This is a genomic window from Kitasatospora sp. NPDC088351 (assembly GCF_040685575.1).
Taxonomy (GTDB): domain Bacteria; phylum Actinomycetota; class Actinomycetes; order Streptomycetales; family Streptomycetaceae; genus Kitasatospora.
Genome location: NZ_JBFBIL010000005.1, coordinates 60,226 through 72,462, shown reverse-complemented (window position 1 = coordinate 72,462; position 12,237 = coordinate 60,226). Strand labels below are relative to the sequence as shown.

Here is a 12,237-nt window from a genome sequence, read left to right as displayed (position 1 = left end):
GGCGGTATGTCGGCGACCCGCTACACCTATCTCGGCCCGGCGGGCACCTTCACCGAGGCGGCCCTGCGGACCCTGCCCGAGGCGGCGACCCGGGAGCTGGTGCCGCTGTCCTCGGTACCGCTGGTGCTGGACGCGGTGCGGGGCGGCGAGGCGTCCGGCGCGTTCGTGCCGATCGAGAACTCGGTCGAGGGGGCCGTCACCGCGACCAACGACGAACTGGCCGCCGGCTCCCCGCTGATGATCTACCGCGAGGTGCTGCTGCCGATCTCCTTCGCGCTGCTGGTGCGGCCGGGCACCGAGCTCGCCGACATCGCGACCGTGACCAGCCACCCGGTGGCACAGCCGCAGGTGCGCCGCTGGCTGGCGGCCAACCTGCCGGACGCCCGCTGGGAGTCCTCCGCCTCCAACGCCGACGGTGCCCGGCTGGTCGCCGAGGGCCGCTTCGACGGGGCGTTCGCGGGCGAGTTCGCGGCACCGATCTACGGCCTGGACCCGCTGGTCAAGGAGATCGCCGACGCGCAGAACGCGACCACCCGCTTCATCCTGGTCGGCCGGCCGGGGCGGGTCTCCTCGCCGACCGGCGCGGACAAGACCTCCATGGTGGTCTGGCTGCCGGACGACCATCCGGGCGCGCTGCTGGAGCTGCTCCAGGAGTTCGCGGTGCGCGGGGTCAACCTGATGCGGATCGAGTCCCGGCCGACCGGCGAGGGGCTCGGCAACTACTGCTTCCTGATCGACTGCGAGGGGCACCTCGCCGACCGCCGGGTGAGCGAGGCGCTGATGGGCCTCAAGCGGATCTGCCCGCAGGTGCGCTTCCTCGGTTCCTATCCGCGTGCCGACCGGCAGACCTCCAGGCACCAGCGGCCGGGGACCTCGGACACCGATTTCACCGAGGCCGCCGACTGGCTCTCCCGCTGCCTCGACGGGCGCGGCGACATCTGATCGACGGCTTTCGTTTTCCCGACCGTATTCGACTGTTTCCGACCGTTTTTCCCAGCGCCCGGACGGCGGTCGGGGTCACCGCACCCGTCGTCCACAGGCGCGCCACCACCGGAAGCGGCTGTCCACAGGGCTGTGGACTGTCCACAGCCGAAAGTTATCCACAGGCCTGGGGATGAATCGACAAACCGGTATAGCCATCGCCCACATCGGTCGGACCACCGGTTAGTGGCGCAGAGATGACTAATCGGACCAGAGTCACCCGTGTGCCATCAAATCACCCGCCCGAGTGCTTCAATTCCCCCACTCGGGAAGGGCGGCCGAGGTTTGAAACCTCAATTCCCCGGTTCTGCCCGCCGCCCCTCACCGCCGCCCAACAATCCACAACCCCGGCCCCAAGCCTGTGGATAACCCTGCCCGAGGCGGCTCTCCACAGAAGTTATCCACAGGATCCGTGGAGTTATCCCCAGCCGGAAACCCGTACCGGTGGAAGGGCCCCCGCCCGGTAGGCTTGGGCCCGTGATTGACCTTCGCCTGCTTCGTGAGGACCCTGACCGAGTGCGCGCCTCGCAGCGCGTCCGTGGCGAGGACGTCGACCTGGTCGACGCCCTCCTCTCCGCCGACGAACGGCGCCGGTCCTCGGGCAGTCGCTTCGACGAGCTGCGCAACGAACAGAAGACGCTCGGCAAGCAGGTCGCCAAGGCCCAGGGCGAGGAGAAGACCGCCCTGCTGCAGCGCACCAAGGCGCTCGCCGAGGAGGTCAAGGCCGCCGACGCCGAGCAGGGCGCGGCCAAGGAGGAGGCCGACCGCCTGCTCCGCTCGCTGGCGAACCTCATCGACCCGGCCGCCCCGGTCGGCGGCGAGGAGGACTTCGTCACCCTGGAGGAGATCGGCACCCCGCGCGACTTCGCCGCCGAGGGCTTCGAGCCCCGCGACCACGTCGAGCTGGGCCAGATCCTCGGCGCGATCGACACCGAGCGCGGTGCCAAGGTCGCCGGAGCGCGGTCCTACTACCTGACCGGTGTTGGCGCGCTGCTGGAGCTCGCCCTGATCAACATGGCGATCGCCCAGGCCACCGCGGCCGGCTTCACCCCGATGATCACCCCGGCCCTGGTCCGCCCGGCCGCCATGGACGGCACCGGCTTCCTCGGCCAGGCCGCCGAGAACGTCTACTTCCTCGAAGAGGAGGAGCGCTACCTCGTCGGCACCAGCGAGGTCCCGCTCGCGGCGTACCACATGGACGAGATCATCGACGCCGAGAAGCTGCCGCTGCGGTACGCCGGCTACTCGTCCTGCTTCCGCCGCGAGGCCGGCACCTACGGCAAGGACACCCGCGGCATCATCCGCGTCCACCAGTTCGAGAAGGTGGAGATGTTCGTCTTCACCACGCCCGAGGACGCCGAGGCCGAGCACCGCCGCCTGCTCCAGTGGGAGAAGGACTTCCTCAACGCGCTGGAGCTGCCGTACCGGGTGATCGACGTCGCCTCCGGCGACCTCGGCGCCTCGGCCGCGCGCAAGTACGACATCGAGGCGTGGATCCCGACCCAGGGCAAGTACCGCGAGGTCACCTCGACCTCCAACACCACCGAGTACCAGTCCCGCCGGCTCTCCATCCGCATGCGCGAGGAGGGCAAGGTCCGCCCGCTGGCCACGCTGAACGGCACCCTGGTCGCCGTCCCGCGCACCATCGTGGCGATCCTGGAGAACCACCAGCAGGCCGACGGCTCTGTGGTGGTCCCGGAGGCGCTGCGGCCGTACCTCGGCGGCCGTTCCGTCCTCCCGCCCGTCAAGTAGCACCCCGCAGCACCCGCAGCACCAGCAACTCCCGGGAGACGCACGGCCCATGAGCAGCATCAGCCCCAGCCCCGTCTCCCCCGTCGACGACGGTGGCGGCCTGCCCTTCCGGCTGGTCGCCACCGACCTCGACGGCACCCTGCTGACCAGCGGGGAGAGCGTCTCCGAGCGCACCCGCGCGGCGCTGGCCGCCGCCACCGGCGCCGGGGCGCTGCACATCATCGTCACCGGCCGCTCGGCCGCCTGGGCCCGCCCGGTCTTCGACGAGATCGGCTACACCGGCATAGCCGTCTGCGGCCAGGGCGCGCAGGTCTACGACGCGGGCGCGCACAAGCTGCTCACCTCGCTCACCCTGGACCGCCGGCTGGCCGCGCTGGCCATCGCCAAGATCGAGGCGGAGACCGGTCCGATGGCCGTCGCGGCCAACCAGGACGGCCTGGACGGCGAGGTGCTGGCCGGTCCCGGCTACGAGCTGGTGATCGGCTCCGACCTGCCGGTGGTCCGGGTCGACAGGGACGAACTGCTCGCCGCCCCGGTGAGCAAGCTGTACATCCAGCACCGCGGACTGACCGACGACGACCTCGCCGAGGCGGCCCGGCAGGCGGCCGGGGGGCTGGTCGGCGTCACCATGGCGGGCGCCGGCATCGTCGAACTGCTGCCGCTGGGCCTCTCCAAGGCCACCGGGCTGGCCGTCGCCGCCCGCCGCCTCGGCGTCCGGGCCGCCGACACCATCGCCTTCGGCGACATGCCCAATGACGTGCCGATGTTCGGCTGGGCCCGGCACGGTGTCGCGATGGCCAACGCGCACGAGGAACTGCTCGCGGTCGCCGACGAGGTCACCGTCAGCAACGACGAGGACGGCGTGGCCGCCGTCCTGGAGCGGCTCTACCCGCTCGCCTGACCGACCCACCGGGCCGACGTCGAACAGACATCGGGCGGTTGTCCGGCGGTTGTCCGGCGGTTGTCCCACAGGCCTGCACCACCACCCGGCTGCCGACCCGTCCGGAAGTGTTTGTATGCTCCGCTGAAGCCCCGCGTCTCCCGGTGCGGTGCCCCTGTGCGGTGCTCCCGGCCGGCCCGGGCCGTGCCCGCCGGACACGCACAGCATTGCTGCTTCCGCCGCTGAGAGGTACGCGCATGTCAGGCCAGTGGGACGAGAGCACGTCGGGCGCGGACGGGCGGCGACGCGGCGGTGGCAGCTCGCGCGGTGGAGACACCCCGGGCACCGGCGCCTCACGCGGCGACGTGCACACCGAACGGGCGTCCGACGGCTCCGGCCGTGTCCCCGCGCCGAGGCCCGGCGGCCGCGCCGAGGCCCGACGGGCCGCCCAGGGCAAGGGCGGACGCGGCAAGACGGACGGCACCAAGGCGGGCGGCGCCGCCGAGGGCGGCGGCCGCGCGGCCGCGCGCAACAGCCGCAAGCCCAAGCGCAAGGTGAAGAAGATCGCCGCCTGGTCGGTGGCGGGCGTCCTGGTGGTGCTGGCCGGCACCGGCGGCGCCATCTACTACAAGCTGAACGGCAACATCAAGTCCTTCGACGCGGACGCCATCTCGACCGACCGCCCGCCGGAGGCCCAGGCCGACGCCAACGGCAACAAGCCGGTCAACATCCTGCTGATCGGCTCGGACTCGCGGGCCGGCAAGAACAGCGACCTCGGCGGCGGCAACGAGGGCGGCGCCCGCTCGGACACCACGATCCTGCTGCACGTCTACGCCGACCACAAGCACGCGGTGGGCATCTCCATCCCGCGCGACGCCCTGGTCACCATCCCCTCGTGCAAGCTGCCGAACGGCAAGTGGAGCAAGGAAGCGCCCGGGCAGATGTTCAACTCGGCCTTCTCCGTGGGCAACGCGGAGACCGGCAACCCGGCCTGCACCCAGAACACCGTGGAGAAACTGACCGGCATCCGGGTCGACCACACCATAGAGGTCAACTTCGAGGGCTTCGCGGCGATGACCGAGGCCGTCGGCGGGGTGGACGTCTGCCTGCCCAACGACATCTACGAGGGGCACATCAACCCCAAACTGGGCAGGAAGGGCAAGGTCATCCTGCCCAAGGGCAAGCAGAAGGTCTCCGGTCAGAAGGCGCTGGACTACGTCCGGCTCCGGCACGGCGTCGGCGACGAATCCGACGTCGGCCGGATGAAGCGTCAACAGGCCTTCCTCGGCTCGCTGATGGCCAAGGTCAAGAGTCAGGGGCTGAGCCCGACCACCCTGCTGCCGCTGGCCGACGCGGCGACCAAGTCGATGACCGTCGACCCCGGTCTGGACTCGGCCAAGAAGCTGATGGACTTCGCGCTGTCGATGAAGGACATCGACCTGCACGACGTCAAGTTCCTCACCACGCCCTGGCGTTACAACGGTCCACGGATCGACCTGGTCCACCCGGCGGTCGACAACCTCTGGAAGACCCTCCAGGCCGACCGGACCATCGACGGCCAGGACGCCACCGGCAAGCAGGAGGACGCGCCGGAGACCCCGGCCGCCGCACCCGAGACCACCCCGGCCGCGCCCCCGCCGGTCGCCGCGAACGGCGCGCCGATCAAGGTCGCGGTCTACAACGGCACCACCGCCACCGGGCTGGCCGGCAAGGCCGCCGACACGCTCAAGGCCGCCAAGGTCACCGTCACCGGCGTCACCGACGCCAAGAACACCAACCGCGCCACCACCACGATCGAGTACGGCTCCGGCCAGAAGGCCAACGCGGAGAAGATCCAGGCGATGTTCCCGGGCGCCACCCTGACGCCGACCTCGGCCACCGGGATCAGCCTGATCGTCGGCAAGGACTACGCCGCCGCCAGCGGCGGCACCGCCGCCGGCACGCCCGGCACCCCGGCCCCGCTGCCCACCGAGGTCGTCAACGACGCCCGCTCCGCCGACGACGACATCTGCGACAACGTCTCCTACGGCTGACCGCCGGGGAGGCGGGCCTTCCCGCCTCCCGCCCCGCCGTCGCCCCGGCCGACCCGACCGACCCGTCGTCCCAGCCGACCCGTCCCGGAGGGTTCCGGGGGCGTTCATCTCCAGTTGTAGGATGACCGGGCAAGCGGTTGTAGGATGACCGATGACCAGCCGTCCCCGCCCGAGAGGAGCCCCCGTGACCAGCGGCAACGACAGCCTGCAGGCAGCCGGGCGGCGCTCCCTGGTGGACACCGCCATCGACCAGCTGCGCGAGCAGCTGGCCGCCGGCGTCTGGCCGGTAGGGGCACGGATCCCGACCGAGCACGAGCTGGCCGAGCGGCTGCAGGTCGGGCGGAACACCGTGCGGGAGGCGATCCGGGTGCTGGTGCACGCCGGCATGCTGGTCTCCCGGCAGGGCGAGGGAACGTTCGTCCGCAGCACCAGCGACCCGGCCTCCGTCCTGCGGGGCGTGCAGCGCTCCGGCATCCGGGACGTGCTGGAGGTCCGCGCGGCGCTGGAGGCCGAGGGCGCCCGGCTGGCGGCGCTGCGGCACACCCCCGAGGACATCGTCCGGATGCGGACCGCGCTGGCCCACGAGGCCGAGGTGATCGCGACGCAGCCCGAGCGGACCGGTCGCGAGGCGACCGTCGAGCACGACCTGGAGTTCCACACCGCCGTCGTCGAGGCCGCGCACAACCCGGCGCTGACCGAGGTGTACCGCTACTTCGGCGCCTCGGTGCGCGAGTCGATGCGGACGGCCTTCGGCGACCACGAGATGCCCGAGGTGGTCGTGGCCACCCACGAGGCGCTGGTGGACGCGATCGAGAGCGGCGACCCGGACCGCGCCGAGGCGGCCTGTCGCGCGCTGCTCGCCGAGCCGACCGCGGCCGTCGAGCAGCTCCTCGCGGCCATCGCGGCCCGGAAGTGAGACGGCGCGAGCCCTCCTTCCCCGATCCGCGCCCCTGATCTCACGTTTCGCGTGATCTCACGTTTCACGAAAGAGCAGCACCCATGGCAGTCACCCGTGCCCAGCAGCCGGTGGTCACCTATCCGCTTCCCGTCCGCTCCCGGCCGGCCCACCCCGCGCTGCTGCTGACCGGCATCCTCCTGGTCGCGCTCAACATGCGCGCCTGCCTGGCAGCGGTCTCGCCGATGGTCGGCGAGATCCAGCACACCTTCGGCCTCTCCGCCACCGCGAGCGGTCTGATCACCACCGTCCCGGTGCTGTTCCAGGGCGTCGGCGCGCCGCTCACCCCCCGGCTGACCCGGCGGTTCGGCACCGAGCGGGTGGTTCTGGGCGCGGTGCTGGTGCTCGGCGCGGGCGTGCTGCTGAGGGTGCTGCCGTCGGTGGCCGCGCTGTACGCGGGCTGCGTGGTGATCGGCGTGGCGATCGCCGTCCTGAACGTCTCGATGCCGGGTCTGGTGAAGCGCGAGTTCCCGGGCCGGGCCGCGGCCATGACGGGTGTCTACTCGACCACCATGCTGGTCGGCGCGACCCTCGCGGCCGGCATGTCCGTCCCGCTGGAGCACGCGCTCGGCGGCGGCTGGCAGGCCTCACTGGGCGCCTGGTCGCTGCTCGCGCTGGTCGCGGCGGTGGCCTGGCTGCCGCAGGTGCTGCGCTCGCGGCAGGAGAAGGCGGAGGTGGCGGTGGGGGCTCCGGCCGGGCGGCCGATCCAGGGGATCTGGCGCTCGCCGCTGGCCTGGCAGATCAGCCTCTTCATGGGCATCTCGTCGCTGCTGGTCTACACCCTGGTGGCGTGGATGCCGACCATCCTGGCCGACCACGGGATGGACCGCGGCGAGGCCGGCCTGGTCTTCGCCTTCTCCAACCTGGTGCAGGTCGCCGGCGCCTTCCTGGTGCCGCTGATGGCCGGCCGGATGACCAGCCAGCGGGCGCTGGCCGTGGTGATGGCCGCGCTCAACGGGCTCGGGATCGCCGTCCTGCTGATCTCTCCGGTGCCCTGCGCCTGGGTGTCGGCCACCATCCTGGGCGTCGCCCAGGGCGGTTCGCTGGGCCTCGGGCTCGCCTTCATCGTGCTGCGGACCGACAGCGCGGCCGGCGCCGCCCAGCTGGGCGGGATGTCGCAGGCGGTCGGCTATCTGGTGGCGGCGGCCGGCCCGGTCGGCGCCGGGGCGCTGCACCAGTTGACCGGGGACTGGAACACCCCGCTGGCGCTGATGCTGGCGCTGGCCGCCGTCGCGGCCGTGGCCGGCTGGGGCGCCGGCCGCAACCGGACGCTCTGAGGCGCCCAGGTACTCAGCCCAGGTACTCAGGGGCACCCGCCAGGGAGGCCGCCGGCCGCGGCCCCCTGGCCGGTCACTCCTCGGCGGCCAGGGTCAGCCCGGCGAGCTTCACCGAGGCCAGCGCCGTCGCCACCACGGTGAACACCAGCAGCAGCGGGACGGCCACGCCGAGCGCGACGTCCGCGGTGATCGCGCCGTCCGCGGCCACCGCCTTCGCCACCGACAGGCCCCACTGCTGGACGCTCAGCGTCCGGGCGCCCGTCACGAAGTTGCCGATCAGCGACTCCCAGATCAGCGCGTACGCCAGACCCGCCACCACCGCGTGCCGGGTGACCACGCCGAGCAGCAGGAAGAGCGCGCTGTACACGGCACCGGCCACCAGGGTGGCCACGGTGTAGCCGAGCGCCAGGTTCTCCTTGGTGCCGTACATCAGCAGGCCGGCCAGCAGGGTGGGGATGCCCGCGAAGACCCAGGTGGTGCCGATCGCCACCACCAGCTTGGTGGTGATGATCTTCCAGCGGGGCAGCGGCTTGGCGAGCAGGTAGACGATCGAGCCGTCGTCGATCTCGGTGGCGATGGCGCCGGTGCCCACCACCAGGCCGAGGATCGGCACCAGGGTGCCGAGGCCCAGCTGGCCGAGGATCCTGACGGTCAGAGTGTGCTCGTCCCCGCTGGAGCCGCTGGCGATCGCCGAGACGAGCAGCAGCAGGGCGGGGACCACCAGCAGCAGGATGCCGCGGCGGCGGCCCAGCAGGCCACGCAGCGTCAGCCTGGCGACGGTCGGGTTCATGGTTGGTCGGCCTTCCTGGGTCCGGTTCAGGCGATCAGGCGATCAGGTGTACGGGCGGTCGGGCGGTCAGGCGGAGACGAGGTAGGAGAAGACGCTCTCCAGCGACTCGTCCGCCGGTGCGACGGTGTACAGCCGGATGCCCGCCTGCTGCGCGACCTTCGGCAGCAGGGTGGTGAAGCCCTGGAAGTTGACCGCCTGGATCCGCAGTCCGCTCCCGTCGCCCGCCGCCCTTCCACCGGGGCGCCGCGCGCCCGCCCCCGGCTGCCAGTCCAGCTCGATGCCGGCCGTGGACGGGTCGGCGATCAGCGCGGCCGCCAGCCTGCGGTCGTCGCTGGAGTGGACCAGGTAGCGGTGCGGGCGGTCGGTCATCAGCCGGCGGATCTTCCGGAAGTCCCCGGAGGCGGCATGCCGCCCGGCGACCACGACCTCGATGTGCCGGGCCAGCTGCTCGACCTCCTCCAGGATGTGCGAGGAGAACAGCACCGTCCGGCCGTCCGCGCCGAAGCGCCGCAGCAGCTCCATCAGCTGGAGCCGCTGGCGCGGGTCCATCCCGTTGAAGGGCTCGTCGAGCAGCAGCACGGACGGGTCGTGGACCAGCGCGGAGGCCATCTTGACGCGCTGCTTCATGCCCTTGGAGTACGTCCCGGTCTTCCGGTCCTGGGCGTACTCCATCTCGACCAGGCCCAGCGCCCGCTTGGCGGCGGCGGCCGGGTCGGCGAGGCCGTGGAGTTCGGCGTTCGCGAGAACGAACTCCCAGCCGGTCAGGTAGTCGTACATCGACTCGCGCTCGGGGACGAGCCCGATCTGCCGGTAGACCTCCTGGTTGCGCCAGATCGGGGCGCCGTCCAGGGTGACCGCCCCGGTGGAGGGGGCGAGGAAGCCGCTCATCATGTGGATGAGGGTGGACTTGCCCGCGCCGTTGGGCCCGAGCAGACCGGTGATGCCGGGGCCGATCGTCATGCTGATGTCGTTGACGGCGACCACGTTGCCGAACCAGCGGGAGACCTTGTCGATGGTGATGGTGGCCATGGTGCCCTCTCAGATGTCCCGGTAGCGGCGCAGCAGCAGCCCGTACGAGCCGGCCACCATCGCGCCGGCGGTGGCGGCGAAGGCGACCACACCGAGCGCACCGGGCGCGTGCATCCGGTCGAAGTCGCCGCCGATGTCGAACAGCTGGTTGGTGAGGCTCTCCACGAGCCCGTTCGGCGAGAGCAGCGCGATCCACTGCGCGGAGTCCGGGATCCCGACGGAGCCGACGCTGGAGATCCCGACGATGATGGCCACCACGGTGGTGCTGATCGCCAGGTAGCCCATGATGGCGGCCACCCCGAAGCCCCGGCGCGGGGTGGTGGCGGCGATCACCAGCGCGACCGAGGTGGGGACCAGTGCGTAGAGCACGGCCGTGACCAGGCCGTAGAGGAAGTGCGCAGTGTGGTGTCCGAAGTCCAGCCCACCGAGCAGCGCGCCGATGTAGAGGACCAGCAGCGGAGCCGTCATCAGCAGCAGCTGGGCGCAGACCATCGCGGCGAACTTGGCCCGGACGTAGTCGCCGCGGGTGATCGGGCGGGAGAAGTACAGCGGGACGGTGTGGTGGCGGAGGTCCCGGGAGAGCAGGACGGGGGCCTGCGAGGCCAGGAAGATCGAGACGACCAGCCCCAACGAGCCGAGGTACTGCGGGTAGTCGACCGGAAGATCGGTGCGGCTCATGGCGAGGGTGAGCGCGACCATGACCACGGCGGGGGTGGTGACCACGCCGAGCACCAGCATCGGCAGCACCTTGGACTTGCCGGAGCGCCCGAGGCCGTACGCGGCGCGCAGGCTCTGGGTGAACAGCGAGCGGGTGGCGTAGGCCCGGCCGAGCCGGGGGCCGGTGTAGCCGCGGTAGCCGATGTCGTGGATGACGCCGGTGTCGGCCGGCCTGGTCTCAGGAGGCAGCGACATCTGCGGTACCTCCCCTGGGTGCGGTGCCGGCCGGCACGGTGCCGGCGTCGTCGGTGCCGGCCTGCCCGGTACCGGCCTGCTCGGTGAAGAGCTCGGAGACCCGGTGGCGGCGCTGTTCCAGCCGGACCAGCCCGAGGCCGAGGTCCGCGACGGCGTCGCGGATGGTGTCGTAGGTGTCGTCGCCCGCGAGCCGGACCAGCAGGACACGGGTGCCGTCCGGCTGTACCGACAGCCCGGCGGCGGCCAGCCGCTCGTACACGGCCGCGCCCGCGTCCAGGGCGAGGTCGTCCGGATGGTCCGTCACCTCGACCGCGAGGACCGCCGTCGCCTCGGTGAACGAGGCGGTGGAGGAGGAGCGCAGCAGCTTGCCGCCGTCGATGACCACCAGGTGGTCGCAGGTCCGCTCCAGCTCGCCCAGCAGGTGGGTGGTGACCAGCACCGAGATGCCGAAGTCGGAGTGGATCCGGCGGATCAGCGCCAGCATGTCGTCCCGGCCGACCGGGTCGAGCCCGTTGGTCGGTTCGTCCAGCAGCACCAGTTTCGGGTCGTGCACCAGCGCCTGGGCCAGCTTGACCCGCTGCTTCATGCCGGTCGAGTACCCGCCCATCGGGCGGTACCGCTCCTCGTACAGCCCGACGTGCCGCAGCGTGTCCGCCGTCCGCTCGCGCGCGGCGGCGGCCGGCAGCCCGGCCATCCGCGCCATGTGGACCACGAACTCCGTGGCCGAGACGTCCGGCGGCAGGCAGTCGTGCTCCGGCATGTAGCCGACCTGCTCGCGGATCTCCGAGCCCTGGGTGGCGATGTCCAGACCGAGGACCTGGCCGCTCCCGGACGTCGCCGGGGCGAGCCCGAGCAGGATCTTGATGAGTGTGGACTTGCCCGCACCATTGGCCCCCACCAGACCGACCACCCCGGGCTGCACCTCTACGGTGAGCTGGTCGAGGGCGGTGACCCGGGGGAACCTCTTGGTGAGGCCGTCCGTCTTGATGACAGTGGACACAGGGCTCAACGTAGTGTGCGCACGCCGTGCCCGCCATGAGCTGGAATGACGAACCCGGCATGATGCTTCGGTATGACACTCCCGTACTGATCCCCTAAGGGTCGGAATCGGCCAACCCGGCTTGTACTCTTGTCAGATTCCTAACAGGGGGCCGTCGGGATCAACTCCCGGCGTGAGAGGGAGACGTGAGCACAGTGTCGGATCGTGCGACCGAGTTCGACCGGATGATGAACCCCTGGGCCTACGACGCCGACGGCAATCTCACGGTACAGGCCCAGCGGCAGGAGACCGCGCACACCAGGATCAACTCGGCCGGCGCCCCGGGCGGCGGCGGGAGCACCGTCACCGTCGACCCGGACGCGCTGGAGGCCGCCGCCGGCTCCTCCGACCAGATCCACGGGCGGCTGAACGGCGACGGCCGGTCCGCCGACGACGAGACCGCCACCGTCGCCACCTCGCTCGCCAACTGGCGTACCGGCAAGGCCGCCCAGGCCGCCGCCGCCACCTGGGACCAGCAGATCGCCGCACTCGGCGGCACCATCGGCGAGCTCACCCAGGCGCTGCACCAGACCGCCGGCAACTACCGCCGCAACGAATCGGCCGTCAAGCACGACCTGAGCGCCTGAGG

11 protein-coding genes are annotated in these 12,237 nt (G+C 71.7%); 7 read left to right on the top strand and 4 right to left on the bottom strand.

All coding sequences use genetic code 11. The annotated features are described in order from the left end of the window. The first annotated feature begins 6 nt into the window (after window positions 1-6). The 6 genes from pheA (at window position 7) to AB0P06_RS05440 (ending at window position 7,878) form a co-directional block, all read left to right on the top strand. Entirely contained in the window at window positions 7-942 is a 936-nt protein-coding gene (gene pheA / locus AB0P06_RS05465; RefSeq protein ID WP_363605271.1) for a prephenate dehydratase, read from the top strand. A gap of 516 nt (window positions 943-1,458) precedes the next feature. Then, window positions 1,459-2,733 carry a serine--tRNA ligase gene (gene serS, locus AB0P06_RS05460; RefSeq protein ID WP_363605270.1) on the top strand — a complete coding sequence of 425 codons (1,275 nt, stop codon included), beginning with the start codon at window positions 1,459-1,461 and terminating at the stop codon, window positions 2,731-2,733. A 49-nt stretch (window positions 2,734-2,782) separates the two neighbouring features. After that, window positions 2,783-3,634: an HAD family hydrolase gene (locus tag AB0P06_RS05455; RefSeq protein WP_363605268.1), complete on the top strand. Its 852-nt coding sequence runs from the start codon at window positions 2,783-2,785 to the stop codon at window positions 3,632-3,634. A gap of 236 nt (window positions 3,635-3,870) precedes the next feature. Further along, on the top strand, window positions 3,871-5,646 hold the full coding sequence (locus tag AB0P06_RS05450) for an LCP family protein (protein WP_363605267.1): 1,776 nt from the start codon (window positions 3,871-3,873) through the stop codon (window positions 5,644-5,646). Between the two features lie 184 nt (window positions 5,647-5,830). Continuing rightward, window positions 5,831-6,562 carry a FadR/GntR family transcriptional regulator gene (locus AB0P06_RS05445; RefSeq protein WP_363605266.1) on the top strand — a complete coding sequence of 244 codons (732 nt, stop codon included), beginning with the start codon at window positions 5,831-5,833 and terminating at the stop codon, window positions 6,560-6,562. Window positions 6,563-6,645: 83 nt separating this feature from the next. Continuing rightward, on the top strand, window positions 6,646-7,878 hold the full coding sequence (locus tag AB0P06_RS05440) for an MFS transporter (RefSeq protein WP_363605264.1): 1,233 nt from the start codon (window positions 6,646-6,648) through the stop codon (window positions 7,876-7,878). A 73-nt stretch (window positions 7,879-7,951) separates the two neighbouring features. Here AB0P06_RS05440 and AB0P06_RS05435 read toward each other — a convergent pair whose 3' ends face one another. From AB0P06_RS05435 to AB0P06_RS05420, 4 genes are all read right to left on the bottom strand, one after another. Next, window positions 7,952-8,668, bottom strand: a complete 717-nt coding sequence (locus AB0P06_RS05435; RefSeq protein WP_363605262.1) for an ABC transporter permease — start codon at window positions 8,666-8,668, stop codon at window positions 7,952-7,954. Window positions 8,669-8,734: 66 nt separating this feature from the next. Next, a complete protein-coding gene (locus tag AB0P06_RS05430) occupies window positions 8,735-9,697 on the bottom strand; it encodes an ABC transporter ATP-binding protein (protein WP_363605261.1) in 963 nt (320 codons plus the stop codon). A gap of 9 nt (window positions 9,698-9,706) precedes the next feature. Beyond that, the gene (locus tag AB0P06_RS05425; RefSeq protein WP_363605259.1) at window positions 9,707-10,609 is read right to left on the bottom strand and encodes an ABC transporter permease; all 903 of its coding nucleotides are present in this window, start codon (window positions 10,607-10,609) and stop codon (window positions 9,707-9,709) included. Next, window positions 10,593-11,609 (bottom strand): ABC transporter ATP-binding protein, encoded by a 1,017-nt coding sequence (locus AB0P06_RS05420; RefSeq protein WP_363605257.1) that lies wholly within the window; start codon window positions 11,607-11,609, stop codon window positions 10,593-10,595. The genes AB0P06_RS05425 and AB0P06_RS05420 overlap by 17 nt, the downstream gene beginning before the upstream one ends. Window positions 11,610-11,803: 194 nt before the next feature. Between AB0P06_RS05420 and AB0P06_RS05415 the strand changes: the two genes are divergently transcribed. Beyond that, window positions 11,804-12,235, top strand: coding sequence for a type VII secretion target (locus tag AB0P06_RS05415; protein ID WP_363605256.1), 432 nt, complete (start codon window positions 11,804-11,806; stop codon window positions 12,233-12,235). Window positions 12,236-12,237 lie beyond the last annotated feature (2 nt).

What these genes read in the sequence shown, in the direction of transcription:
- AB0P06_RS05455 (WP_363605268.1), top strand. Translation starts at nt 2,783, where the DNA reads ATGAGCAGCATCAGCCCCAGCCCCGTCTCCCCCGTCGACGACGGTGGC.
- AB0P06_RS05435 (WP_363605262.1), bottom strand. Translation starts at nt 8,668, where the DNA reads ATGAACCCGACCGTCGCCAGGCTGACGCTGCGTGGCCTGCTGGGCCGC.
- AB0P06_RS05430 (WP_363605261.1), bottom strand. Translation starts at nt 9,697, where the DNA reads ATGGCCACCATCACCATCGACAAGGTCTCCCGCTGGTTCGGCAACGTG.
- AB0P06_RS05450 (WP_363605267.1), top strand. Translation starts at nt 3,871, where the DNA reads ATGTCAGGCCAGTGGGACGAGAGCACGTCGGGCGCGGACGGGCGGCGA.
- AB0P06_RS05440 (WP_363605264.1), top strand. Translation starts at nt 6,646, where the DNA reads ATGGCAGTCACCCGTGCCCAGCAGCCGGTGGTCACCTATCCGCTTCCC.
- pheA (WP_363605271.1), top strand. Translation starts at nt 7, where the DNA reads ATGTCGGCGACCCGCTACACCTATCTCGGCCCGGCGGGCACCTTCACC.
- AB0P06_RS05425 (WP_363605259.1), bottom strand. Translation starts at nt 10,609, where the DNA reads ATGTCGCTGCCTCCTGAGACCAGGCCGGCCGACACCGGCGTCATCCAC.